The sequence below is a fragment of the bacterium genome (genome assembly GCA_035505375.1).
Classification (GTDB): domain Bacteria; phylum Hydrothermota; class Tepidihabitantia; order Tepidihabitantales; family Tepidihabitantaceae; genus UBA2258.
Genome location: DATJQV010000027.1, coordinates 1 through 25,550 on the forward strand (window position 1 = coordinate 1; position 25,550 = coordinate 25,550).

General features: G+C 61.2%; 21 protein-coding genes. 19 read left to right on the top strand and 2 right to left on the bottom strand.

Annotated features, from left to right (window positions below; genetic code table 11):
• Positions 1-565: 565 nt before the first annotated feature.
• Positions 566-760 carry a hypothetical protein gene (locus VMH22_04330; protein HTW90914.1) on the bottom strand — a complete coding sequence of 65 codons (195 nt, stop codon included), beginning with the start codon at positions 758-760 and terminating at the stop codon, positions 566-568.
• A 464-nt stretch (positions 761-1,224) separates the two neighbouring features.
• Here VMH22_04330 and VMH22_04335 point away from each other — a divergent pair, with 464 nt between their 5' ends.
• The 5 genes from VMH22_04335 (at position 1,225) to VMH22_04355 (ending at position 7,073) form a co-directional block, all read left to right on the top strand.
• Positions 1,225-2,415 (top strand): hypothetical protein, encoded by a 1,191-nt coding sequence (locus VMH22_04335; protein ID HTW90915.1) that lies wholly within the window; start codon positions 1,225-1,227, stop codon positions 2,413-2,415.
• A gap of 115 nt (positions 2,416-2,530) precedes the next feature.
• Positions 2,531-5,188, top strand: a complete 2,658-nt coding sequence (locus tag VMH22_04340) for a valine--tRNA ligase (protein HTW90916.1) — start codon at positions 2,531-2,533, stop codon at positions 5,186-5,188.
• Between the two features lie 60 nt (positions 5,189-5,248).
• Positions 5,249-5,809 carry an OmpA family protein gene (locus VMH22_04345; protein HTW90917.1) on the top strand — a complete coding sequence of 187 codons (561 nt, stop codon included), beginning with the start codon at positions 5,249-5,251 and terminating at the stop codon, positions 5,807-5,809.
• Complete coding sequence (locus VMH22_04350) at positions 5,806-6,393, top strand: DUF5683 domain-containing protein (GenBank protein ID HTW90918.1); 588 nt, start codon at positions 5,806-5,808, stop codon at positions 6,391-6,393. The genes VMH22_04345 and VMH22_04350 overlap by 4 nt, the downstream gene beginning before the upstream one ends.
• 8 nt (positions 6,394-6,401) lie before the next feature.
• Positions 6,402-7,073: a class II glutamine amidotransferase gene (locus VMH22_04355; protein HTW90919.1), complete on the top strand. Its 672-nt coding sequence runs from the start codon at positions 6,402-6,404 to the stop codon at positions 7,071-7,073.
• A 103-nt stretch (positions 7,074-7,176) separates the two neighbouring features.
• Here the strand turns inward: VMH22_04355 and VMH22_04360 are convergent, their stop codons facing one another.
• Positions 7,177-8,295 (bottom strand): PilT/PilU family type 4a pilus ATPase, encoded by a 1,119-nt coding sequence (locus tag VMH22_04360; GenBank protein HTW90920.1) that lies wholly within the window; start codon positions 8,293-8,295, stop codon positions 7,177-7,179.
• Positions 8,296-8,725: 430 nt separating this feature from the next.
• Between VMH22_04360 and VMH22_04365 the strand changes: the two genes are divergently transcribed.
• From VMH22_04365 to VMH22_04430, 14 genes are all read left to right on the top strand, one after another.
• Positions 8,726-9,121: a 4Fe-4S dicluster domain-containing protein gene (locus tag VMH22_04365; GenBank protein HTW90921.1), complete on the top strand. Its 396-nt coding sequence runs from the start codon at positions 8,726-8,728 to the stop codon at positions 9,119-9,121.
• Complete coding sequence (locus tag VMH22_04370; GenBank protein ID HTW90922.1) at positions 9,118-9,978, top strand: CoB--CoM heterodisulfide reductase iron-sulfur subunit B family protein; 861 nt, start codon at positions 9,118-9,120, stop codon at positions 9,976-9,978. Before VMH22_04365 ends, VMH22_04370 begins: the two co-directional genes overlap by 4 nt.
• Positions 9,979-10,011: 33 nt before the next feature.
• Entirely contained in the window at positions 10,012-12,009 is a 1,998-nt protein-coding gene (locus tag VMH22_04375) for a CoB--CoM heterodisulfide reductase iron-sulfur subunit A family protein (protein HTW90923.1), read from the top strand.
• A 6-nt stretch (positions 12,010-12,015) separates the two neighbouring features.
• Positions 12,016-16,572, top strand: coding sequence for an FAD-dependent oxidoreductase (locus VMH22_04380; GenBank protein ID HTW90924.1), 4,557 nt, complete (start codon positions 12,016-12,018; stop codon positions 16,570-16,572).
• Between the two features lie 14 nt (positions 16,573-16,586).
• Entirely contained in the window at positions 16,587-17,009 is a 423-nt protein-coding gene (locus VMH22_04385; protein HTW90925.1) for a hydrogenase iron-sulfur subunit, read from the top strand.
• Between the two features lie 7 nt (positions 17,010-17,016).
• The gene (locus VMH22_04390) at positions 17,017-18,135 is read left to right on the top strand and encodes a 4Fe-4S dicluster domain-containing protein (GenBank protein HTW90926.1); all 1,119 of its coding nucleotides are present in this window, start codon (positions 17,017-17,019) and stop codon (positions 18,133-18,135) included.
• 2 nt (positions 18,136-18,137) lie between these two features.
• Entirely contained in the window at positions 18,138-18,845 is a 708-nt protein-coding gene (locus VMH22_04395) for a 4Fe-4S dicluster domain-containing protein (protein HTW90927.1), read from the top strand.
• On the top strand, positions 18,838-22,017 hold the full coding sequence (locus VMH22_04400; GenBank protein HTW90928.1) for an FAD-dependent oxidoreductase: 3,180 nt from the start codon (positions 18,838-18,840) through the stop codon (positions 22,015-22,017). Before VMH22_04395 ends, VMH22_04400 begins: the two co-directional genes overlap by 8 nt.
• A gap of 2 nt (positions 22,018-22,019) precedes the next feature.
• Complete coding sequence (locus VMH22_04405; GenBank protein HTW90929.1) at positions 22,020-22,505, top strand: hydrogenase iron-sulfur subunit; 486 nt, start codon at positions 22,020-22,022, stop codon at positions 22,503-22,505.
• A 34-nt stretch (positions 22,506-22,539) separates the two neighbouring features.
• On the top strand, positions 22,540-22,887 hold the full coding sequence (locus tag VMH22_04410) for a four helix bundle protein (GenBank protein HTW90930.1): 348 nt from the start codon (positions 22,540-22,542) through the stop codon (positions 22,885-22,887).
• Positions 22,888-23,142: 255 nt separating this feature from the next.
• Positions 23,143-23,466: a BrnT family toxin gene (locus VMH22_04415; protein HTW90931.1), complete on the top strand. Its 324-nt coding sequence runs from the start codon at positions 23,143-23,145 to the stop codon at positions 23,464-23,466.
• A 7-nt stretch (positions 23,467-23,473) separates the two neighbouring features.
• Positions 23,474-23,674: a hypothetical protein gene (locus VMH22_04420; protein HTW90932.1), complete on the top strand. Its 201-nt coding sequence runs from the start codon at positions 23,474-23,476 to the stop codon at positions 23,672-23,674.
• Between the two features lie 136 nt (positions 23,675-23,810).
• Positions 23,811-24,017 carry a hypothetical protein gene (locus VMH22_04425; protein HTW90933.1) on the top strand — a complete coding sequence of 69 codons (207 nt, stop codon included), beginning with the start codon at positions 23,811-23,813 and terminating at the stop codon, positions 24,015-24,017.
• A 138-nt stretch (positions 24,018-24,155) separates the two neighbouring features.
• A complete protein-coding gene (locus tag VMH22_04430; protein HTW90934.1) occupies positions 24,156-24,683 on the top strand; it encodes an ATP-binding protein in 528 nt (175 codons plus the stop codon).
• Positions 24,684-25,550: the final 867 nt, after the last annotated feature.

Here is a 25,550-nt window from a genome sequence, read left to right on the forward strand (position 1 = left end):
GACCACGTCTGACCACAACATGTACAACGCCGGCGCTTGCCACCAAACCGGTACACCTTCGCTCGACAGCAGGTCGACTTCTCATGCAAGGTAGCCATGCACGAGAATACAGCAGAGAAAACAGACTTAACTCACTCATCCGCAACCACTAGCCGCGCTCACTTTCAACGGCATTTCCGCCACGCTTGCTTCCCTTTCGTTTCCGAGTCCGGCCCCCGAACCGGCGCAAGCCGCAGCCTGAGACCGTCTCGGTCACATGCCGCAAATACCACGCAGGCAGCTTCGCTCGACGCAGCAAGTCGGCAAACGAGATACCAGATACAAGTGACTGGAAGTGCTTCCAATTGCATGATGTAAGTCACGTAAAAACGAACTTTATGACGCAAATAACAGATGGAACCGTGATGTGAGGCCGCATCTACCATACCGTCTACCGGACGGTCTAGTAGACGGTCCGGTAGACGGTATTCCATATCTTATGTTAGACCGAGCAGTACATGGACTACGCTACCGTATTATGGCTCGTATTCCGGACCGGCGCGTGGTTCATGTTGTGTACGGTGTATTAGACTGTGTATCGTACGGTATGATAGTCCGTATCGTAGATAGTATATCGGTCGGATAGGTAGATCGTGTGCATGATGGATATGTGGGTCGTCTGATATGTGGTATGCATAATGGTATGGTAGCTCGTCCGGTACACGCTGCGATTCGCGATAGTCGCGATGACGCTTTGGTCGTCAGGTCGGGGCTGAACCACGATTCGTTTCCGTGGCAAGTTCGTCGCCAGGCGTCGATTTCTGTCTTGGGGGACAGCGATTGCGGCATTCAAGTGGGGAGTGAAGGTCAAAGGCCAAGGCCACGATAATTCGCAGGGCGATTGTGGGATCAGCGTCTCGCGCAAGTGCGGTCCGTCAGTCGTGCGACTCGGCGTGTGGCGTCTCGCGCAGCGTGGTGCGGCACGATGTGCATGCGGATCGCGCCGCTTATTGACAAGCATCGGATTTCATGCTATAACCTCTCGACCGAGAGGTGCGCTTCCGAGGCGCGCCCCGGGGTCATGATTAGCTGTGTCGATGTCCCGATCGTATGCTTACGGTTGGGAAACGCCAAACCTAGGAGATAGCTTTGTCCCTGCGTCCGATGCCACGTTCGCGATTGTGCTGCGGCCGCCGGCCGTGTTTTCGGTCATGGCAAGGCCGGTCTTCAGCCACGCGCGAGCCGGTGGCTGCAGACCGCAAGGGGTTTTTCTCAAGAACCGGAGCGGACCGTCTGACGGCCGCGCTTCTGGTCGCCGCCTCCCTGTTGTTCGTGCGAGCCGCCCCGGTTTATGGAGGGCCTATTTCCCTCGACATCACCAGCCCGGCGTCCGAGCAGATGGACTTCGAACACCTGTGGAACATGACGCTGCACAACCCGAATCCCGATACCGAGTCGGCGACGTTGCGAGTCGAAGCGAGTGAGGTCAAGGCCGGAGTCGTGTTCTCGGCCAACACCCAGAAGATAAAGCTCGCGCCCGGCGAGCTTAGACTCACGTCGCGGGATGTGAAGCTGGACAGCGTGTCTTGCCGGAAGGGCTACGAGGCCTTTGTCGCAAAGGGCCACCGGTTGCCCGAGGGCGACTACTCGTATGTCATCACACCGGGTCCCGGCTTGAAGCAGACCGCGCTCTTTTTCCGGATACGCGTCCCAAAACCGGTGGAGCTCACCTGGCCACCCAATAACTCCGCGGTTACCGACAGCCAGGTAGTCTTTGCCTGGACACCACCGGTGGCCTCGGGTCCAATCGGCGTGTACCGGTACTTGCTGCGGGTTGCGGAAGTGGCGCGCGGACAGAACGGGGCAACCGCCTTGAAGCGCAACCGGCCGGTTTTTGAGGACCGGGAGTTCTGGCCGGCAGCCTGTCGATTGCCGGCGCGCGCCGGCGTGCTCGTGCCGGGCAGGACCTACGCCTGGTGCGTGGCCGCGTCAGATACGACCAACCCGTCGGTGGACACGACGCATACCGAGAGCAGGGCGGGCACGTTCGTTTACCGGCCGGGGGCAAACCCGGCCGACACCGGTACCAATTTCACTTTCCCCTACACGGGGAGGTCAGTAACGGGAAATGCCTCGATGGTGGTTGCGTCCGGGCTTCCTGATGCCGAGCTTTGTCTCTTGGAGTATGCGCTTGGCGGTGACTCGATGGCCAGAGACTGGCATCCCATCGGCGTTTTCCCGAAGGCACAGCAGGGCTACTTCGTCGGTTTGTGGGCTTCCGACTCAGCGGTTACTCGCGCCGGGCGGACATTTCCCAGCCCGGTCGTTGTGCGAGCCACAGTCCTGGACCGGCAGGGGCGCCACAGCGAGGCGCTGCTGCCGCTGGTCATCAACCCGCCGCCCCCACCGACGAGGAAGGGCTGCGGCTGCCACTAACGGAGCAGGGATCAAGGTATGAAGGGATCGAGGGATAGCGTGAACCAGGCCGGCGCCACACCCGTTTGACCCTCTGTCCTTTGACAGACAGCCATCTGATTCTATAATACCCGCCATGCCTGATACGACGATCAGCGAGTTTCCTCCGAAATACGACCCCAGGCCGATTGAGGGCAGGTGGTACAGCTTCTGGGAGAAGAGCGGATTCTTCACCGCCGACGCGCACTCGGTGAAACCGAAGTTCTCGATTGTCATACCGCCTCCCAACATAACCGGTTCACTGCACGTCGGCCACGCGCTGAATAACTCGCTGCAGGACGCGCAGATACGGTTCAAGAAGCTGCAGGGATTTGAAACGCTCTGGTTGCCCGGCACGGACCACGCCAGCATCGGTACGCACACTCACCTCGACCGCGCTCTGGCGGCCGAGGGCACGGATCGCTTCCAGGTCGGTCGCGAGGAATTCCTGAAGCGCGCCTGGGCGTGGAAGGAGAAATACGGCACCCGCATCATCGAACAGTTGAAGTTGCTGGGCTGCGCGTGCGACTGGACCAGGACCCGGTTCACGATGGATGAGATGCTCTCGCGCGCCGTGCGCGAGGCGTTCGTGCGCTACTACGAGGATGGGTTGATTTACCGGGGTACGCGCATAGTCAATTGGTGTCCACGCTGCCATACCGCAGTCTCGGACCTGGAGGTGAAGCACCAGGACCAGAACAGCCATTGGTGGTACATGCGCTATCGGATAGCGAATGACCAGTTACCAGTTTCCAGTGACCAGCTCCCGGAGTGGGTTGTTGTCGCCACGACAAGGCCTGAGACGATGCTTGGGGATACGGCCGTCGCCGTCAACCCCAATGATGAGCGCTACAAGCATCTCGTTGGCAGGAAGCTCGTTCTTCCGCTGGTCGGACGCATCATTCCAATCATCGCGGACGAGTTGGTGCTTGCGGAGTTCGGCACCGGTGCGGTGAAGGTCACCCCGGCGCACGACGCCACCGACTTCGAGATAGGGAAGAAGCACAATCTCGAGTTCATCGCCGTCATCGACGACAAAGCGCGGATCACCGACAAGGCGCCGGATAAGTACCGCGGTCTTTCGCGCGAGGAGTGCCGCAAGCGCGTCATCGAGGACCTCGAGGCCCAGGGGTTGATGGAGAAGATTGAGCCTTACAAGCTGAGCGCGAGCGTTTGCGAACGCTGCGGTACCGTAGTCGAGCCGCTGATTTCGGAGCAGTGGTTCGTGAGGATGCAGGATCTGGCCAGGCCGGCGATCGAGGCCGTCGAGTCGGGCCGGCTGAAACTGATTCCCGAGCGCTGGACCAAGGTCTATCTTGACTGGATGTACAACATCCGTGATTGGTGCATCTCTCGCCAGCTTTGGTGGGGACACCGTATCCCGGTTTGGTACTGCGACTGCGGTGAGATAGTCGTCGCGCGTGAGGATCCGACTGAATGCCCGAAGTGTCATTCGCAGAAACTGAGGCAGGACGAGGACATCCTCGATACGTGGTTCTCTTCCGCGCTGTGGCCGTTCTCGACCATGGGATGGCCGGAGAAGACGCCGGACCTGGAGAAGTTCTATCCGACCGATTTCCTCTCGACTGCGCCGGATATCATTTTCCTCTGGGTGGCGCGGATGGTATTCTCCGGGTTGAAGTTCATGGGCGACATTCCGTTCTCGCGGGTCTATTTCCACTCGTTCATTCTCGTCGAGACCGGCGAGCGGATGAGCCGGTCCAAGGGTATCGGCATCGACCCGGTCGACATGTTCCAGAAGTACGGCACGGACGCGGTGCGGTTCACGCTCGCGTATCTGGAAAGTCAGTCACAGAGCTACCGGCTGAGCGAGAAGCGGTTTGAGTTCGGCCGGAACTTCACCAACAAAGTGTGGAACGCATGCAGGCTGGTCGCGCCCCACCTTGCGGGATGGGCACCGGGCGGGGAAAGGCCGGCGCTGGCGCCGGAAGACGCCTGGATTCTCGGCCGGTACAACCAGACGGTCGCTGCCGTCACCGGCGGGCTTGATGCGTGCGCCTATTCCGCGGTTGCGTCCCGGCTGCACGAGTTCTTCTGGCACGAGCTCTGCGATTGGTATCTCGAGTTTGCCAAGCTGCGTCTGAAGGCGGATGACAGTGCGTGTCGCTGGACGCTGCACCATGTTCTTAGTGGTACGCTGCGATTGCTGCATCCATTCATGCCGTTCATCACCGAGGAGCTGTGGCAGCGGCTGGGATTCGGCGAGGTCGGGGCCGGCTCGATCATGCAGTCGTGCTGGCCGGGACCGATAGCGGTCGATGAGCGTGGCGTCGCGCAGGTCGAGACCATGCGCGAGCTGATAGTGGCGGTCAGAAACATCCGGGCCGAAATGGAGGTGCCGGCCAAGGCCCAGGTACGGACCGTTGTGAACTCGGCCGATGCCGCGCTGGCCTCATTGCTGAAGTCGAGTGAAGGCCTGATCCGGGAGCTGGCCGGCGTCTCTGCACTCGAGTTCGGGACGGTGAGGCCCGACAAGTCGTCGGTCGCCGTCCTGGCAGGCTGCGAAGTGTACGTGCCGCTCGAGGGGGTAGTGGATGTGGAGAAGGAACTCGAACGGATGAAGAAGGAGATTGTGAACCTGGAGAGGCTCGTCGCCGCCATCGACGCGAAATTCGCCAACCCCGATTTCGCGTCTCGCGCCAAGCCTGAGGTGGTCGAGGCCGAGCGCAGCCGGCGCACCGAGTACGCGAGCAGGCTGGATCGATTGAACCGTCAGCTTGACGCATGGAAGTGAGTCCGTCGGCGTTGCAACTGTTCGCTTGTATCTGCACGCGCGTTGTGCTAGCATTCTAGTATGAAGTCGCTCATCGCGAGCCTCGGCTGGATCCTGTTCCTGGCGCTGGCGGTCTGTTTCCTGCTGTTCTACAACTTCGCTTACCTGCCGCGTGCCGACCGGATTGTCCGGCAGCAGAATGAGATCAACATGTGGATCGGTCAGCTCCAGCAGATGAATGACAGTGTCAAGCGCGTCGAGGGACAGTGGGACTCCACATTCAAAGTGTCATACTCGTTCGACGAGCTGTTCGGTGGAGCGACGGATCTCAAGTTTGTGCCCTCGGCCGAGTCGCTGTTGAGGGCGTGCGTCACTTCTCTGCAATCGAGCACCGGGCCAATCGAAGTCGCCGGCCACGCCGGCGGCGCCCAGGCGCCGCAGGCCCTGAGAGAAAGGTTCCCAGGTGGCTGGGACTATGCCGCGGCTGCGGCCGGGGCGGTGGCAAGCCGTTTGGCCGCGTGGGGTGTGGATCCGGATCGGATAAGAGTTGAAGGCTACTCGGATTCTCGCCCGGCCGGATCTGCCGCATCCGGTTCCGGACCTGCGGCTCCCCGCGTTGACATCGTTGTAAGGAATCAGTGACCGGTCGCGCGCTGGTGGGACTGGCGCTGCTGGTCGGGCTGACCTCGGCGGTTCCGGTCGGACCTTCGGTCCTGGCGGCCCCTGACGGACAGTTCGACCTGGCGCAGACCACCGACACGCTGAAATCGCAACCGACATCCGGTGATACTGTCTCGAAGGCCGACACGATTCGTCCGTATCATTCGGCCAAGTCTCCCGGTGCCGCTGTCCTGCTTTCTTTTCTGCTGCCCGGAGGCGGGCAGGTCTATACCGGCAACTGGTGGAAAACGACGCTTATTGCCCCGGCCGAGGTCACCCTGGGGTATCTAACGGTCAGGGAACACCTGTTGGCCACTCAGTCTCTGAACAAGGGTGATACCGCCGACTACTCCCGGTATAGCAGCACCAGAACCGCATTGCTCTGGTGGACCGGGGCAGTCATCGTGTTTTCCATGGCCGATGCCTATGTATCTGCTCAAATGTACGGATTTGACCGGGAGACGAAGCTCGGCCTGTGGCCGAGCAAACTCCCCATGCCGAGCCTGGCACTCGGAACAGGGAACCTCGGACTAGTCGTGCGCGCCGGGATTGCGATGGGGTTCTAGCCACGAGCATGTTAACCGCTGCCGCCGGCAGGTTCCAGATGGATGCCCTTGCAGCCGCGGTGCGCCTGGCGGCCGGGGCGGATTGCGACTCCGGCGGCTGGGGCGTGGCTCACTGCTATGGCAATCGATTGGAGACAATCAGATCTGCGCAGCCCTGCGCAAAGGACCCGGATTTCGGCACGTTGGGTGAGATTCGCACCGACATGGCCTTGATCTGCATGGGAGGAATGACCCCGGCATCACCGCGCGAACTCAGACCGTATCTCAGGCGCGAGGCCGGTCGTGTCTGGGCATTCGCTCATTCTGGTCTCATCGGCTGCGAGGACCGTCTCGACACCGGCGGTCGGATCACTGATTCCCGGGACCCGAGCGAGCGGTACTTCCTGTATCTACTGAACAAGCTGGACGATGCGTCCCCGGTTGAGTCACTCAGCAGCGCCCTCACCGCGCTCGGGGAACAGGATTCGCTGTCGTTCTGCCTGGCCAGCGCAGAAATGATGCTGGTCGGTTGCTGGCACGGCGGCGGATCGGATGCGACCGGGCAACTGTGGACGGGAGAAGGCGAGTTGGCAAGGTACTTCAGCACCAAGCCGCTCGGTTCCCTGCCCGAGGTCCGGTGGATAGCCATGCCGAACCACAACGTGCTCGCCATCACCCGTTCCCGACGCGAGCTGCCCTAGCCTACAACGGCACAAGAAGCCGCGAGTCCGTTTTCCTGCCGCGATGGACGTACCGACAAAACAAAAGCGGCCCTGAGGCCGCCAATCTCGAACCGGCGTCCGGCTATTTCCGAACTGGAGTGTTGGAGGTGCGTTGCCCGAATTCCACCAACTCGCGGAACCCCTTGGGGTCAGCCGCTGAGGCGATGGCGGTCTCGTACGTAACTTTGCCGGCGCGATACAGCTCTGCCAAGTAGGCGTCAAACGAAATGCTGCCCTCAGCCTGGCTCGTCTGGATGGCCGACGCCAAGTGCTCGGTTTTGCGCTCGCGGATGAGGTTACGCACGGCGGGCGTTGCCATCATCACTTCGTAGCAGCCGACGCGTCCTTTGCCGCCGGCCTTAAGCAGGAGACGTTGGGAAATCACGGCGAGCAGCGATAGTGAGAACTGAATACGAATCTGGTCGCGGATTTCAGGCGGGAAGATGTCGATGAACCGGGTAATGGTCTCCGGCGCGTTGGTGGTGTGAAGAGTGCCAATCACCAAGTGGCCTGACTCGGCGGCCCAGATGGTTGCCTCCGATGTCGCAAGGTCTCGGATTTCCGCAACGAGGATGACGTTGGGGTTTGAACGCAAGCCCTTCATGACTGCCTCACGGAATGACGACACGTCAACGCCGACCTCACGTTGTGTGATCAGTCCGTTCTTGTGGTCGTGAGCGAACTCGATGGGGTCTTCGATCGTAAGCACGTGGCGGGGGCTTTCCAGGATGTAGTCCACGAAAGTGGCCTGCGTCGTGGTTTTGCCCATGCCGGTCGGTCCCGTCACGAGGATGAGTCCGTGCGGCCGATCGAGCAGATTCTTGATGCGGGGTATGAGGTGAGGTACCGAGAAGAGCTCTTCGAACGAGAGAATGCGGCGAGGGATGAGCCGCAGGGCCATGCCGAAGTACCCCTTCTGTTTATACACGGCCACGCGGAACCGCGCCATGTTGCGGAAGTTGAGCGCGAAGTCACCGCCGCCACCGTTGTCAATCTGGGCGCGCAGGTGTCGCAGGTCCTTGGTCGCGATGTTCTTGAAGCTGTCGGTCATGTCCGGTGTCAGAACCGGACATCCCTCGATCGGGTGGAGGTAGCCGTCAATTCGGAGCGTCGGTGGACGCCCCACAGTGAGGTGCAGGTCGGATGCGTTCCGCTTGATGCACTCGGCCAGGAGTGAATCGAAGAACTCTTCGTCGGTCATAACCTGACATTACTATAAGGTCTGCCCACTCGGAGTCAAGTTTTTGTTGTGGCCACGGGTGGATGCCCGGCGACATAGGTGTCCCTGCCGGGTCTATCCACGAAGCTCAACGAGGCGGTCTGGACTGCAGCCGGCGGTGGGTTGCAGGGCAAGTCACACTACCTGTTGACTGGCTTCGGTTGCGTCCAAGCCCCCAGTCACGAGAGGCTCCTCATTGCCTATCCGGTTCGGGCACGCGTCGGGTGGCCCGTGCCCGTCAGATTGGCAATCCCGGTTTTCGTTTCGTTAACGTGCTGAGAGGATGAAACGCAATGCCCACAACACGTTGTCTTTGGTGGCGTCATTGATTCCAGGATTGACGAATTTGTCGCGGTAGGTCCCATGGTTTCTTGACAGTACGCTGCTATGGAATTATCATGATAGTCCGCCCATGGCAACATCCAGTAACTCGTCTGAGCTGCTTCGGCAGATTGAGACGCTCAGCGGTCAGGCCGTCGCCGACTGCTACCAGTGTGGCTGCTGTACGTCGGGATGTCCGATTGGCGAAGCAATGGACCCGCCGCCCAGCAAGGCAATCAGATTGCTGCAGTTAGGCAAGGTCGGTGAGCTGCTGGAGTCGGGGGGAATCTGGCTGTGCGCGAGTTGTCTCGTCTGCGGGACCCGCTGCCCACGGGCCGTTGACTACGCCCGCATTGCCGAGGCCTGCCGAGTGCTTATCCTTCGTTCCAAGCAGAGCCGAGTGGATCCCGACACCGTGACCGCTCCGGAGCTTGAGGAGATACCCCAGCAGGCGTTCATCGCCGCGTTCCGCAAGTCATCGGTATGACGAAATACTCCTATTATCCTGGCTGCACGCTCTACACCAAGGCGCGCAGCTTGGACCTCTGTGCGCGCAAGGCGGCCGAGAGGGTCGGGTTCGAACTTGTCGAGATGCCATCCTGGAACTGCTGCGGGGCCATCTACAACGCCACGAGCGACGACCTTGCGGCTCAGGTAGGGCCGGTCAGGAACCTGGCCAAGGCCAGCCAGATGGGTGACAAATTGGTGACACTTTGCGCGGCCTGCCACAATGTTCTCAAGCGGGTGCAGAACCGATTGGACCAGCCGGGCAACGAGGTCGAGAGCGAGCGGCTCAAGACATTCGTGGATGAGAAGTTCGAGCATCCCGTCAAGGTGTTGCACTACCTCGAAGTCCTCAAGAACGACATCGGCTGGGACGCCATCAAGGCAAAGGTGATCAAGCCGCTGGCCAAGCTCAAGGTCGCCTCCTATTACGGGTGCCTGATGGTCAGGCCCAAGGAAGTGCTGGAGTTCGACGACCCGGAGAACCCGCAGGTGATGGACGACCTGATGCGCGTGCTCGGTGCCGAGCCCACGAGGTTCGACTTCAAGGCCGAGTGCTGCGGCGGGTATCTGGTCGTGAACCGCCGGGACGTCGCGAAGTCAGCATCGCAGAAGATACTGGACAACGCGAAGGCTTGGGGTGCGGAAGCGATTGTCACAACCTGCCCATTGTGCCAGTACAACCTCGACAAGCTGCGGGTGATGACCGACGGCGCCCTTCCTGTGTTCTACTTCACGCAGCTCCTTGGCATTGCCGTCGGGCTGACGCAGGATGAACTCGGGCTTGAGCACAACGCCGGCGACCCGGTTGGATTCCTGAAGGCAAAGTGTCTGCTCTAGAGGGAATGACGAATGCCGAATGACGAACGTCGAATGAGCGAACCCCGGACGGGCAACCCCCAATCGACAATCGAAAATCGGCAATCCAAGATCCCTCGTGTCGGCGTCTTCGTCTGCCACTGCGGCATCAACATTGCGGGTGTGGTCAAGATACCCGAGCTGCTGGAGCGGGCCGGCATCATGCCAGGCGTGGTCGTCACGAAGGACTACAAATACTGCTGTTCGGACCCAGGCCAGCAGATGATTCGGGATTCCATAAAGAATGACAAGCTGGACCGGGTCATCGTCGCCTGCTGCTCGCCGACCTTGCACGAGACGACTTTCCGCAACGCCTGCGGCGAGGCGGGGCTCAATCCTTACCTGTGTGAGATTGCCAACATCCGCGAGCAGTGCGCGTGGGTTACCGAGGACAAGGATGCGGCGACGACCAAGGCGTGCGGGATTGTCAGGACTGCGCTAACCAAAGTGGTCGAAGACCAGCCTCTCGATGCAATCACCGTTCCCATCAACAAGCGCGCACTCGTTATCGGCGCCGGTATCGCCGGCATCCAGTCGGCGCTCGACATCGCCAACGCCGGTTACGAGGTAGTTCTGGTCGAGAAAGAACCTTCCATCGGCGGACACATGGCGCAACTCTCGGAAACATTCCCGACCTTGGACTGTTCGCAGTGCATCCTTACTCCACGAACGGTCGAGACCGGCAGGCATCCGAAAATCAAGCTGATGACCTATTCGGAGATTGACAGTGTCTCCGGCTACGTCGGCAACTTCAAGGTAAAGGTCAGGCAGAAGGCGCGGTATGTCGATTTCAAGACCTGCACCGGTTGCGGGGTATGCCTCGAGAAGTGCCCGGGCAGGACCGAGGGACGATTTGAGCGCGGATTGACTAAGGGCAAGGCGATCTACCGGCTGCTGCCGCAGGCAGTGCCGAACAAGCCGGTCATTGACGCTGAGGCGTGCATCTACCTGACCAAGGGCAAGTGCGGCAACTGCGCGAAGGTCTGCCCGACCGGCGCCATCCATTACGATGACACCGACAAGTTTGTCGAGGAAGAGGTTGGCGCTATCGTGCTCGCGACCGGGTACGAGTTGTTCGACGCGACCAAGCTCGGGCAATATGGTGTCGGGCTGGTGCCGGACGTAATTGACGGCCTCGCTTTCGAGCGTCTGCTCTCTGCTTCCGGACCGACGTCGGGCGAGGTGAAGCGGCCCTCGGACGGCAAGACGCCGAAGAAGATCGTATTCGTGCAGTGTGCCGGGTCGCGCGACTCGACCGTCGGGATGCCCTACTGCTCGAAGATATGCTGCATGTACACTGCCAAGCAGGCCATACTCTACCGGCATCGCGTGCACGATGGACAGGCGACAATCTGCTACATCGACGTGCGGACACCGGGTAAGGGATTCGAGGAGTTCTACAAGCGCGCGACCGACGATGGCATCCAGTACTTGCGCGGCAAGGTTTCCAAGATATTCCGACAGGGCGACAAGGTGATGGTCTGGGCGTCGGATACGCTGGCGGGCCGCAAGGTCGAACTCGAGGCCGATATGGTCGTGCTCGCCACCGCAGTCATAGCCAATCCCGACGGAGTCGGCCTTGCACGCAAGCTGAAGACCCAGATTGATACGCATGGCTTCATGACTGAGGCGCATCCAAAGCTGCGACCGGTCGAGACTCTGACCGCAGGGTTCTTCCTGGCCGGTTGCGGCCAGGGGCCGAAGGATATTCCCGAGACTGTGGCGCAGGCATCGGCAGCGGCGGCCAAGTTACTGGCGATGTTCGGGAATACGCGCCTGACCCATTCGCCAACCACAGCTCAGGTTGACGAGGAAATCTGCGTGGGCTGCGGCTATTGCGAGCGGACCTGCGCGTACGACGCGGTGAAGGTCGACCCGGTAAAGCGGAAGGCGGTTGTGAACGCTGCCCTTTGCGAGGGCTGCGGCGCATGCGCGGTCGCCTGTCCCTCAGGCGCGATGACCCACAAGAATGCTACCAAAAAGGCTATCTTTGAAATGGCGGATAGCTTCTAGGACAGAATGACCAAGGACCAAGTGCCAATGACCAACGCGGGCGACAACGGAAGCGGACCGGTCGGTGCCGTTCTCGTGGTCGGTTCAGGCATCGGTGGCATTCAGGCGGCGCTGGAGTTGGGTGAGGCGGGATTCAAGGTCTACCTGCTCGATGAAGGACCGGCCATCGGCGGCGTGATGGCGATGCTCGATAAGACCTTCCCAACCAACGATTGCTCGATGTGTATCCTTTCGCCGAAGTTGGTCGGCACCGGGCGGCATCAGAACATCGAGCTCGTGAACTACAGCGAGTTGCTGAGCCTGGAAGGGGAGCCGGGGCGGTTCAAGGCGAAGATACGCCGGAAGCCACGGTTCGTCCTTCTCGACAAGTGCACGGGCTGCATGGACTGCACGAAGGTCTGCCCGGTCGCGGTCCCGGACGAGTACAACCAGAAGCTCGCCATGCGCCGCGCGACCTACAAGCTCTACCCGCAGGCGATTCCCAACGCGGTGGCAATCGAGAAGAACGAAGGCAAGGCCCCGTGTCGGCTGGCGTGTCCTTCAGGCGTGAATGCGCAGGGCTACGTCGCGCTCATCTCGCAGAAGAAGTACAAAGAAGCTTACGAACTGGTGCGTGAGCGACTGCCGTTCCCAGGCGTCTGCGGTCGTGTCTGCCACCATCCGTGCGAGCAGGAATGCAACCGCAAGGAGTACGAATCGCCGGTCTCAATCAGGGCACTGAAGCGGTTCGCCGCCAACCAGGTGTACGCCGGCAAAGTCGAGTACCCGGTCATCAAGACGCCGGCGGCTGAGCGCGAAGAGAAGGTTGCAGTGGTTGGCGCGGGGCCGGCAGGCTTGACCTGCGCATTAGACCTCCGCGCCAAGGGCTACAAAGTGACTGTGTTCGACTCTGCGGACAAGCCGGGCGGGATGATGCGCTGGGGCATTCCGGCATACCGACTGCCGCGCGAGATTCTGGACCGAGAGATCAAGGACATTACCGACACCGGCGTCGAGCTGAAGCTTTCGAGTCCGGTCAACGGAACGGCTGGCGTTCAGAGCTTGCTCGGGCAGGGATTCTCCGCAGCGTTCGTCGCCCTCGGCTGCGGTAAGAGCCGGACCTTGAAGATTGACGGGATGGCACTCAACGGCGTGCTTCACGGGATTGAGTTCCTGCGCGACGTCAACGCCGGGAAGAAGCCGGCAGTCGGCAAACGAGTCGTAGTCATCGGCGGCGGAAACGTCGCGGTGGACGTGGCGCTGTGCGCCAAGCGGCTCGGGGCCGAGGATGTGACGATGGTCTGCCTCGAGTGCCGCGAAGAGATGCCGGCTCATGCATGGGAAATCCAGGATGCGCTGACCGAAGGCGTCAAACTGAACCCGTCGTGGGGGCCGCAGGCGATTGCCGGTGAGAATGGCAAGGTGACGGGGCTACGGACAATCGAGTGCACGCGGGTCTTCGACGACGCGCACCGGTTCAACCCGCAGTTCGGCTGCGTCGAGGGTTTTGAGCCCGCAGATACTGTGATTCTCGCCATCGGTCAGGCGGTCGACGCCGATGGGTTTGACGGGTTTGAGCGCGGTCCCGGCGGGACATTCAAGGTCAACAAGCTCACGTTCGAGACCAGCATGCCAGGAGTGTTCGCCGGCGGCGACATGGTCTCAGGGCCAGCGTCGGTGATCGAGGCCGTGAATGCCGGGCACGAGGCTGCCATTTCCATCGACCGGTTCATCAAACGGCAAGACCTGGCCGCGGGGCGCGAGAAGCCCAAAGAACAGGCGGCGAAGGCCGAGGAGTCGGCTGCGGCACGGGCAAAGATTGAGCGGCGCGAACGGACTGCGGAATCTTCTCTGACGGCCGCGGACCGCACTGGCTTCCGCGAAGTCGCCCTCGGCTTCACCGAGGAGCAGGCGGTTGCAGAGGCGCAGCGTTGCCTGAACTGCGGCATCTGCTCCGAGTGTATGCAGTGCGTCACCGCGTGCGAGGCGAAGGCGATTGACCATACCCAGACCGCAATAGAGGAAGAACTTGAAGTCGGCGCGGTCGTGCTGTCGGCAGGGTTCAAGGAGTACAAGCCAACTGGCGAGTATGGCTACGGGTATGGCCGGTACCCGAACGTGGTGACGAGCCTCGAGTTCGAGCGTATCCTGTCCGCCTCCGGGCCATACGAAGGCCACGTGAAGCGGCCCAGCGACCTGAAGCAGCCGAAGAAGGTCGCGTGGATTCAGTGCGTGGGCTCGCGCAATGCCGAGCACTACTACTGCTCGTCGGTCTGCTGCATGTACGCGACCAAGGAAGCGGTGATCGCGCGCGAGCACTGCGGCGGCAACCTCGACTGCCATGTCTACTACATGGACATGCGCTGCTTCGGCAAGGACTTTGAGAAGTATTACGACCGGGCCAAGGACGAGTACGGCGTGCAGTTCCGGCGCTGCAAGGTGAGTGCGGTTCAGCGAAAGGGATCAAGGGACCAAGGGATCGAGGGATCGAGTGACGGCACCGCCGAGGACCTGCTGATATCGTATGAGGATGAAGCGGGGACGCTGCGCGAGGAGGAGTATGACATGGTCGTGGTCTCCACCGCGCTTGCGGCCAACCCGCGCGTAGCCGAGATGGCCAAGCGTATCGGCGTTGCCGTTGACGAGCAAGGGTTTGTGAAGACCGACCGGTTCGAGCCGGTGCTGACCGAACGCCCCGGCGTCTACGCCTGCGGTGCGCTGGTCGAGCCCAAGGACATTCCCGAGACTGTGACCGAGGCCACGGGTGCGGCCGGCGCGGTCGCAGCCCTGCTCGCGCCGGCCCGCAACACCATGGTTCTGCCCAAGGTCTACCCGCCGTTCCGTGACGTGTCGGGCGAGGAACCGCGCATCGGGGTCTTCATCTGTAATTGTGGTATCAATATCGGCGGCGTGGTGAAGGTGCCGAGCGTGGTCGAGTATGCACGGACATTGCCGAACGTCGTGCTGGTCGACGACAACCTCTTCACCTGCTCGCAGGATACCCAGCAGAAGATCCGAAAAGCCATCGACGAGAACAAGCTGAATCGGGTCATCGTCGCGTCCTGCACGCCGCGGACGCACGAGCCGCTTTTCCAGGAGACACTGGCTGAGGCCGGGTTGAACCCGTACCTGTTCACGATGGCCAACATCCGTGACCAGTGCTCATGGGTTCACATGCAGGAGCCAAACGAGGCGACCGAGAAATCGAAGGAACTAGTCCGGATGGCGGTGGCCAACTCGCGCCTGCTGCGACCGCTCTCGACCTCACCGCAGGCGATTGTTCAGAAGGCGCTTGTCATCGGCGGTGGTCTGGCCGGGATGACTTCGGCAATCGCGGTCGCCGACCAGGGGTTTGACACCTACTTGGTCGAGAAGAGCGACCGGCTGGGTGGTAACCTGCTGCGTCTGAAGTACACCGAGACGGGAGAGGACCTCGCCGGTTACGTCGCACGGATTGAGCAGAGGCTCCGAGCGCATCCCAAGATTCAAGTGTTCACGGGCTCAGAGCTCACCGCCGTGACCGGCTACGTCGGGAACTACAAGACCACGGTCCAGAGGAAAGGACAAAGGACAAAGGACGAAGGACAAAGATCGGACGGGACCGAGGTCATCGAGCATGGTGTCTTCATCGTCGCCACCGGCGCGGAGGAATACCACCCGACCGAATTCCTCTATGGCAAGGACCCTCGGGTACTCACGCAGACTGAACTCGAGCAGGTTCTCTCCGGTTCTCCTTCACTTGATTCCTCGAATCCTCGATCCCTTGATCCCTCTTCTCTCAAGCACGTCGTCATGGTCCAATGCGTCGGGTCGCGGGAGAAAGCACATCCGTGGTGCTCGCGCATCTGCTGTACTGAGGCGGTGAAGAATGCGCTCAAGCTCAAGAGCATCAACCCGAAGGCAAACGTCTACGTCCTGTACCGGGACATGCGCACCTACGGGTTCAAGGAGAAGCTGTACCGCGACGCGCGTGAAGCGGGCGTGATGTTCGTCCGGTTCGACCCGGAAACGAAGCCGGAAGTGACGAGTGCCGATGGCAAGTTGCACGTGTCAGTCTATGACCCAGTATTGCAGCGCCGGCTGGGCATCAACGCTGACATGGTCGTTCTCTCTGCCGGTGTGGTGCCGTCGAAGTCGAACCACGAGATCGGGCAATTGCTCAAGGTCCCGCTCAATGAGGACGGCTTCTTCCTCGAGGCGCACATGAAGCTCCGGCCGGTGGATTTCACGACCCGCGGTGTGTTTATGGCGGGAATGGCGCACAGCCCGCGCCGGATTCCGGAGACCGTGGCGCAGGCGTACGCGGCCGCTGCGCGCGCCTGCTCGATCATATCGCACAAAGAGCTCATGACCGAGGCGGTCGTGGCCGAGGTCAATCCGCGCTGGTGCACGGGCTGCGGTATGTGTGAGGAGATCTGCCAGTACGAAGCGGCGCGACTGAACCCGGTGACCGGCAAGTCCGAGGTCACGGCGGTGCTGTGCCAGGGCTGCGGCGCGTGCGCTGCCGCCTGCCCGTCGGAGGCAATCAAGCTCAAAGGCTTTGAGGCGAAGAACGTTATTTCGATGGTCGATGCGGCGTTATGACGGAGGCCAAATAGATGGCTGACTACGAACCGAAGATTGTTGGATTTCTCTGCAACTGGTGTACCTACGCCGGCGCGGACCTCGCGGGCACGTCGCGTATGCAGTACCCGCCGAACATGAGGCCTATCCGAGTCATGTGCTCGGGTGCGGTCGATTCGGTGTACATCCTGCGCGCCCTGCTCGAGGGCGCGGACGGCGTATTCATGGGCGGCTGCCATCCCGGTGACTGCCACTACGTTTCGGGCAACTACAAGGCCCGCCGCCGAATGGTGCTCTTCGACTCCGTGATGAAGTCCCTCGGTCTCGAATCCGACCGTGTCTGGCTGCGCTGGATTTCCGCGGCTGAAGGCCGCAAGTTCGCGGATACCATTACCGAGATGACCGAACACCTCCGCAAGAAGGGTCCGAGTCCGTTCAAAGAGAAGTGGGAGGTGTGAGGTGGCGGTGAAGGGTACTCTGAAGGTCGAAGGCAAGAATCCCGAGGCGACAATCCGTGGCCTGTTCACGAAGTGGCTGAAAGAAAGCAGGCTTTCCGCAATCCTCACACCGGCGTACTCCGACGCAGGCACGGCGACTGTTGCGCTGTTCTCCAATCCGGAGAAGCTGGACGAGGCGGCGCCGCTGCTTCCCGCGATGGGCGTCAATTCGGCCTCGATCGTGGCCGAGATCGCCCGCGAGTCCTCACCGAACGCGAAAGTCGGGCTGTTCCTGCGGCCGTGCGAGCTGCGGGCCGTGGTCGAGCTGATGAAGCTGAAGCAGGTCTTGCCCGATAGCCTCGTGCTCATCGGCGTCGATTGCCCGGGCACGTACAAGTCGGCCGGGTTCCGTACCATCCGCGGCAAGGACGCGGACTTCGACAACAAGCACGCGCGGGAGCAGTCAGGCTACGCCGGCAACGTGAATTTCCGTATGGGCTGCCAGATGTGCGAGTTTCCGAAGCCGCTCGTCTTCGACCTGAACGTTGGGTTCATCGGCATGGACCCTGACAAGGAGCTCTGGGTTGAGGCTGCTACTGATAAAGGCAAAGCGCTGCTCGAAGGAGTCGAACTTGCGGAGCAGGATGAGCCGGAGAAGCGGAAGAAGGCGCTGGAAGGCCTCAGCGCCAGTCGGAAGGCGAAGACTGCCAAGCGGATCGAGGATCTGGACAAGTTGATGCTGGGGCCGGAGAAACTCGTAGAGTACTTTGCCGACTGCCTCAACTGCCACAACTGCATGAAGGTCTGCCCGGTCTGCTATTGCCGTGAGTGCTTCTTCGATTCCGACACGTTCCAGCGCGACATCGGCGAGCACGTGCGCGTCTCCCTGCGCAAGGGCGCGACCCGGATGCCGTCCGAGACACTATTGTTCCACCTGACCCGCATGAACCACATGATGGCTTCGTGCGTTCAGTGCGGCATCTGCGAAGACTCGTGCCCGGTTACTATCGGTCTTGCCACCTTGTTCAAGAAGGTCTCGCAGAACGCGCAGAAGGAGTTCGACTACGTATCCGGCCGCAATCTCGACGAGCCGCTGCCGCTCACGACGTTCCGCGAGGCGGAATTCCCCAAGGTAGGGGAGGAGTAGCGTTGGCTGAAGCGCCGGAGCTTCTGGTAAACGATCTCGACACCGAGTTCAAGACCCGGCTGGCCGAGAAGTACGGCGATACCGGGTTCATGCACTGCCTTTCCTGCGGTTCGTGCTCGGCGTCCTGCCCGGTGCGAAAGCTGGAGGAGAAGTACAACCCGAGACGCATCATCAGGATGGCGATAGTCGGCATGAAGGACGAAGTCTACAAGTCCGAGTTCGTCTGGATGTGCTCCTACCATACTACCTGTCTGAACCGCTGCCCGCAGAAGGTGAATATCGGCGAAGTAGCCGACGTGGTCTCGCGCATGGCGGAGGGGGAGCGCAAGCGGCCTGCCTCCCACAATGGCAAGGTGACACAGGCGGAGCGGAACCGAGACTTCAAACAACAGGTAATGAAGGCCGCCGGGAGCGTTTCGGCATGCTTCACCTGTGGTTCCTGCACGGCGGTATGCCCGGAGGCGCTGTTCGATTCCTCAAAGGATGCCCGCCGTTTCATCCGCAAGGTCAACCTCGGACTGCGGGACGAGGCACTCGCCGACGAGTTCAAAGACATCTGTGCGACGCACTTCCGTTGCCTTTCCCGTTGCCCGCAGGGAGTGCAGATAAGCAGGATAATGAACGCGATGAAGCAGTGCGCACTTGAAGATGGCTACAGTTATCCTACATCGTTAGCGGCCTTGGAGAAGAGCGAGCATAAGAGTGGATGAGGTAGCCGACAAGGTCGTGGCCGCACCTGTCACCGGGAAGGTTGGCGCCGTGCTGGTTATTGGCGGTGGCATCGGCGGGGTGCAGTCCGCTCTCGACCTGGCCGATTCCGGCTATAAGGTCTATCTTGTCGATCGTGCCCCGGCCATCGGCGGCATCATGTCGATGCTCGACAAGACGTTCCCAACCAACGACTGTTCGATGTGCATCCTCTCGCCCAAGCTGGTCGCCGCCGGCCGCCACAAGGACATTCATCTGATGACTCTGACCGAGGTGCTCGGCATCGAGGGTGAGCCCGGTGCGTTCAAGGTCCGGCTCAAGCGGCACGCGCGTTCGGTCGACCTGTCGAAGTGCACCGGGTGCGGCGACTGCCTGACCAAGTGCCCGGTGAAAGACCTGCCGAACGAGTTCGAGGGTGGGCTCTCGAACCGCCGCGCCATCTACCGGCTCTACGCGCAGGCTGTGCCGAACGTGCCGACCATCGACCGCGAGCACTGCCTGAAGTTCACCAAGGACAAGTGCGGCGCGTGCCAGAAGGCGTGCAAGGCTGGTGCAATCGACTACACGCAGCAGGATGAAGAAGTGGTCGTGGACGTTGGCTCGGTTGTGGTCACTGCCGGCTCGAAGATTGCTCCGACCGCGCTCCGGCCCGAGTACGGCCACGGCCGGTACCCGAACGTCGTCTCCAGCCTCGAGTTCGAGCGTATTCTCTCCGCCTCCGGGCCCTACTCCGGCCACGTCCAGCGTCCTTCCGACGGCAAGGCGCCGAAGAAGGTGGCGTGGCTGCAGTGCATCGGCTCGCGCGATGAGTCGGTCGAGCGCGGCTATTGCTCGGCGATGTGCTGCATGTATGCGGTCAAGGAAGCTGTCATCACGCGGGAGCACTCAGGCGACGTTGAGCCGACGGTCTTCTACATGGACATGCGTTCGTACGGCAAGGACTTCGACCGGTACGTCGAGCGGGCCGAGCAGCAATACGGCGTCCGGCTTATGCGCGCCCGCGTACCGGAAATCCGCGAAGACCCCGCGACCCACAATCTCACCGTTCGCTACGCCTCCGATGCCGGCAACTTCGCCGAGGAGTTCGACATGGTCGTCCTCTCCTGCGGATTCGTGCCGCCGCCGGAACTGGTGGACCTGGGCAGGCGGCTCGACATCGAGCTGGATCACTATGGTTTCGCCGCTACCGATGCCTGGGCACCAACTGCCACCAGCCATGCGGGAATCAGCGTGGCGGGCAGTTTTGCGCAGCCAATGGCCATTCCTGAGACTGTCACGGGCGCTTCGGGCGCTGCCGCGTCAGCCGAAGCAATCCTGGCAGGGGAGAGGGGCACGCTGGTCGCACCGGTTGAAGCGCCGGCAGAGCAGGATGTCGCCGGGGCTGAACCGCGGGTCGGCGTCTTTGTCTGCCACTGCGGCGTGAACATCGGCCGCGTCGTGCGCGTTGCCGAGGTCGTCGAGTTTGCGCGGACGCTGCCCAACGTAGTCTTTGCCGAGGAGAACCTCTACTCCTGCTCGGGCGACGCCCAGGAACGGCTCAAGGACCGCATCCGCGAGCACAAACTGAACCGTGTTGTCGTCGCGTCGTGTACGCCGCGCACCCACGAGCCGCTGTTCCAGGAGACGCTGGCTCAGGCCGGGCTGAACCCACACCTGTTTGAGATGGCCAACATCCGGGAGCAGTGCAGTTGGACTCACAGCGAACGGCCGGACGAGGCCACGGCCAAGGCGAAGGATCTAGTCGAGATGGCGGTGGCCAAGTCTCGCCTATTGGAGTCGCTGCATACGGTGACCCTGCCGGTGACCCAGAAGGCGCTTGTGGTCGGTGGCGGCATTGCGGGAATGACGTCGGCGCTATCCCTGGCCGGCGAAGGGTTCGACGTGTTCCTGGTCGAGCGTGAGAAATATCTCGGCGGAAATGCCCGCAGCATCGCGAAGACGGTCGAAGGCGACGACGTGCAGAAGCGCCTGAAGGACCTGGCCGACAAGGTTACGAGTCATCCGCGTATCAAGACGTTCCTCGGCGCGAGCGTCAAGAAGGTCCAGGGATTCGTGGGGAACTTCAAGACCACGGTCGAGCAAAGAGTGAATGGTGAAAAAGGAAAGGGTGAAGGCGGAGCTCCGGATTTCGCTATTCACAATTCACAATTCACCATTTCCGAGATTGAGCACGGCGTCGTTGTGGTTGCCACCGGCGCGCAGTACCGTACGCCGACCGAGTACTGCTATGGCCAGAGCCCCAGCATCGTCAGCCAGAAGGAACTTGAGGACGTGCTGTCTGGCGTTCGGCAATCGGCGTTCGACGTCCGGCGTTTGCAGAGCGTCGCCATGATCCAGTGCGTCGGGTCGCGCGAAGGCGACCGGCCCTACTGCTCGCGCATCTGCTGCACCGAGGCTGTGAAGAATGCGCTTGCCATCAAAGAACTGAACCCCGACGCCGATGTCTTTGTGCTGTACCGGGACATACGCACCTATGGCATGCGCGAGGAGTACTTCCGTGGGGCCCGCGAGAAGGGTGTTGTCTTCATCCGCTACTCGCCCGAGGCCAAGCCCGAGGTCCGGGTCGTCGACGGTCGGCCGGTGGTCACTGTCAATGACCCGATACTCGGCCGGGCAATCGAGCTGCAGCCGGATGTCCTCGCGCTCTCGACCGGCATCGTGCCGCAAACGGGCTCCGAAGAATTGGCCCAGATGCTCAAGGTCCCGCTCAACTCCGACGGCTTCTTCCTCGAGGCCCACGTGAAGCTGCGGCCGGTGGACTTCGCGACCGAGGGCATATTCACTGCAGGGCTGTGCCACTACCCCAAGTTCATCGACGAGGCTGCCACGCAGGCCGAAGCCGCCGCCGGCAGGGCGGCTACGATACTCGCCAAGGACACCTACAGGGCCGAAGCGGTGACCGCCCACGTGGACGAGCAACTCTGCTCGGGCTGCGGTATCTGCGTTCCGATCTGCGCGTACGGCGCGCCCGGGCTGATTGAGAAGGACGGCAGGACCGTGTCGCACGTCAACGAGGCGTTGTGCAAGGGTTGCGGCAGTTGCGCCGCGGCCTGTCCTTCGGGGGCGATGACGCATCTTGGATTCAAGATCGAACAGACTAGAGCGATGCTTCAGGCCGCGCTGAAATTCAAGCCGGAAGGGCCGAAGGATGAAGCAGGAAAGGCAGCGATCTAGCCATGCCGTCACCATCCGAGCGCACCTCGTCTGAAACTCGGCGTTCGGAACTCGGCGTTCGCAGTTCGTTTGAGCCTCGTATTATCGCTTTCCTCTGCAACTGGTGTACCTATGCCGGAGCGGACCTCGCCGGCACGTCGCGCGTGCAGTACCCGCCGAATACTCGGACCATCAGAGTAATGTGTTCGGGTGCGGTCGACCCGACGCTTGTCCTTGAGGCGTTCCGCGACGGCGCCGACGCAGTCCTCATCGGAGGTTGCCATCCCGGCGACTGTCACTACCAGAACGGCAACTACAAGACCCGCAAGCGGGTCGCGCTGCTCAAGGGCCTGATGCGGCAGCTCGGCATTGAAGAGGAGCGGCTCAGGCTCGAATGGATATCCGCGGCCGAAGGCGCCAAGTTCGCCGACACGGTGCGCGATTACACCGAGCAGATTCGCTCGCTCGGCCCGCTGCGCACGCCAGCGCCTGCAGAAGCAGTCCACTGACCGCCGCCGTTCCCCGGAGAATAGTAAAGAGTGAATGGTGAAGAGTGAAAGCGGACCGGAGACAGGCAAGATGAAGAGCGAACTGCAGGGGAAACCCAGAGATATTGCGGAGCGGACGTTTCAATTCGCCGAGAGGATTGTAGCTCTGTGTCGCGCGGCCAAGGGCAGGGACGTCGCGGCACGGGTGATAATCGGCCAGCTTGTCCGGGCCGGTACGTCAGTCGGAGCCAACGTCGAAGAGGCCCAGGCAAGTCACAGCCGCGCGGACTTCGCCGCTAAGTGCTCAATTGCCTGCAAGGAAGCTCGCGAGACGCGCTATTGGCTACGCCTGCTCGCGGTCTCTGGGATCGTCGCTAGCCGACCTTCTGGTAGAATGCGATGAGCTTGTGGCCATCCTGACAACCATAGTCAAGAAGGTCAAACAGCCCGCTCAGTAGTCCCATCCGCCTCCTCTTTCACCCTTCACTACTCACCATTCACCATTTTCTTCTGTGACGAGTCCGTCCGCTGATCGCTGCTGGCTGCCGACCCCTTCCGCTGCCCACCTGCCTAATCCCGGACGGCGCTGACCACTTCCTTGGTGCGGTCTGTCTCCCGACCTTGCCTTGTGGGCTCGCTCGGTCTACAATCTCAGAACATGAGAGTGCCCGTTGCCGATTCGGACGACCAAGCGCAGTACAACTTCGAGTGGGACACGGAGAAAGCCCGAGTCAACCGGTCGAAGCACGACGTCAGCTTCGAAGAGGCAGCCACCGTATTCTGCGACCCGCAGATGTTGACCATCAACGACACCGAGCACAGCGAACATGAGGAAAGATGGATAACTGCCGGTTCGTCCGCAGCGGGGCGATTATTGGTCGTCTGCCACACCTTCCGGGAGGAGCAGAAGGAGTCCGCTGTTGTTCGTATCTTCTCTGCCCGAAAGGCGACCCGACGGGAGAGGCGGCAGTATGAGGAGTAGCAGAATCATGAAGAGAGAGTACGATTTCTCCAAGGGCGTGCGAGGCAAGTTCTTCCGGCACCGGATGAAACTGAATCTCCCGGTCTACCTGGACGAAGAGGTGTTCCTGTTTGTCCAGGGCATTGCCAGCAAACGGAAGGCCGACGCTTCGACGGTAGTGAACCAGTTGCTTCGCAGCAACATGGAACTCGCCCGGAGCATCAAGTAGAAACCGGGCCCGGTTTGTCATCACCGCCCGCAACGGCGTCTGAGTCAGACAAGCGCTCGCTGGCAGTTCTTCGCCATCCGCCCGGCTTGCGAAGGCTGCGAATAGTCGCCTGTTGCGTCCCCGGGATTATCAGCGCATGAACGGAACAACAGCAAAGGACATCGAGGAAATCCAGCGATTGGCTGCCGCGGAGTTTCCGAATGACCCGGCGATGCAGCAGGTGCATGTTTCTCGCAAGCTCGTTGCGCAAGAGGCCAAGCGCAGAGGGATGACGCTGCTTGAGTATGTCGCCTCACTGCGACGCCATACCCGCCACGCACCGAAGGCCCCTGCCGTCCGGTGAAGCCAACTCCGAGTACCTGTGCCGGCCTCGCCGGAACATGACCCCGCCGAGCGTTTGACAAGCTTCTTTCGTTACTGTGAGACGCAGTCCATGTTAGCATAAGGTCGTCCGGCCTTGACGGGCATAGAATTGATTATTATGTCCCCCGAATTCTCAAGAGGCCTGAAGCCCGAGGAATTCGGAACACGCAGCGTCACGCGCAACCCCAACGTCGTGAGCCTGCTGCACCGATTGGGTCTCATCGAGAAAATGGGGACCGGCATTAACCGGATGCGCAACTGGATGGCGGAAGCCGGGCTCGAACCTCCGGTTTTCGGCTTCATCTCCTTTTTCACCGTCACGTTCCTGCGCCCGCCCCAAGTCACGCAGGTTCGGGCCGTTGGAGGGCATCGGCGCATACGTGATGCTGTAGATGATACTGTAAGTGATGCCGTAAGTGACACTGTAAAAGCCCGACTGGTGACCGAATTGCTCCACGTTGTGGAACAGGGTGCCACCACAATCGCGGACGTGATGCGCCTCGGGTTAACATCGCGGGCGACCGCAAAACGCGACCTGCACTTGCTGAAACAGACAGGGCTGCTCCAATTCAGCGGCCCGCCCAAGACCGGAACCTATGTCCTTACCGACAAGGGCAAGGCCTTGCTGAAGGAGTTTGGCCGATGAACCGAACCGCAACCACTCCTCGGAACTCCGTCCTCAGGTCCCGACGTGGATCTTCTATCCTCATTCCTTTTTCCTAAGTCTTGTTCTGCACCCGCCATCGCCTCCGCCGCGCCGTGCTCGTGCGCTTGACACGCGGGGCTTTTCCCAGTTCTCGTCGGGCCAGCCGTCTTCGGCCAACTCCCGGCCGAGGGCGCCAAGTTCGCGGATACGGTGCGCGACTACACCGAGCAGATCCGGGCCCTCGGACCGATTCGCGCAGCCGCGTCCGTCTGACTTCGCTCTCCCTCGCTGCTGAAACTCCCTCTTGCTCGACCGGGTTTCTACCCGCTCCGCCTCCAATTCCGCGATGGGATCCGAACGCTCGACGTCGGCAAGAGTGAGACAAAGTCGTGTGTCCCGTTTATCCCCAAGCCGGTCACACGTCTGCATCCATATGCGCTACGGCCACTTACGGGTGCCCGGTTCAGACGTGTTGACGCGGAGGTGCCCGGGGTTAGAATGTGATCGGGAGAGGCGATGCGTGCGGTGTGCCGCCTTTCCAATCGGAGAGTATATCACTATGTATGAGGCCGCTGGACATCAGCGGACGTAGGGTGCTCGACCTGCACTCTGGCGCGAATGATGTGAGTCGGTTGTCGCCTGCGGCGTACTTCGTAAGAGGACTGAAGACCGAGGAAGGGAGACCGGTCACTGCCGTCCGTGAGATCGTGGTGACAAGATAGGAGGACAGGATGAGTGCGCCGAGAAGAGCTTGGTTTATCCAGCCGGTGGGAGTCCGGCTTGAGGAAGGTTGGCAACCGCCTCAATAGTGAACGCTGCATAGTCAGGGTAACCGAAGCTATGAAGCCAGCGGGAACGAGTTACCGA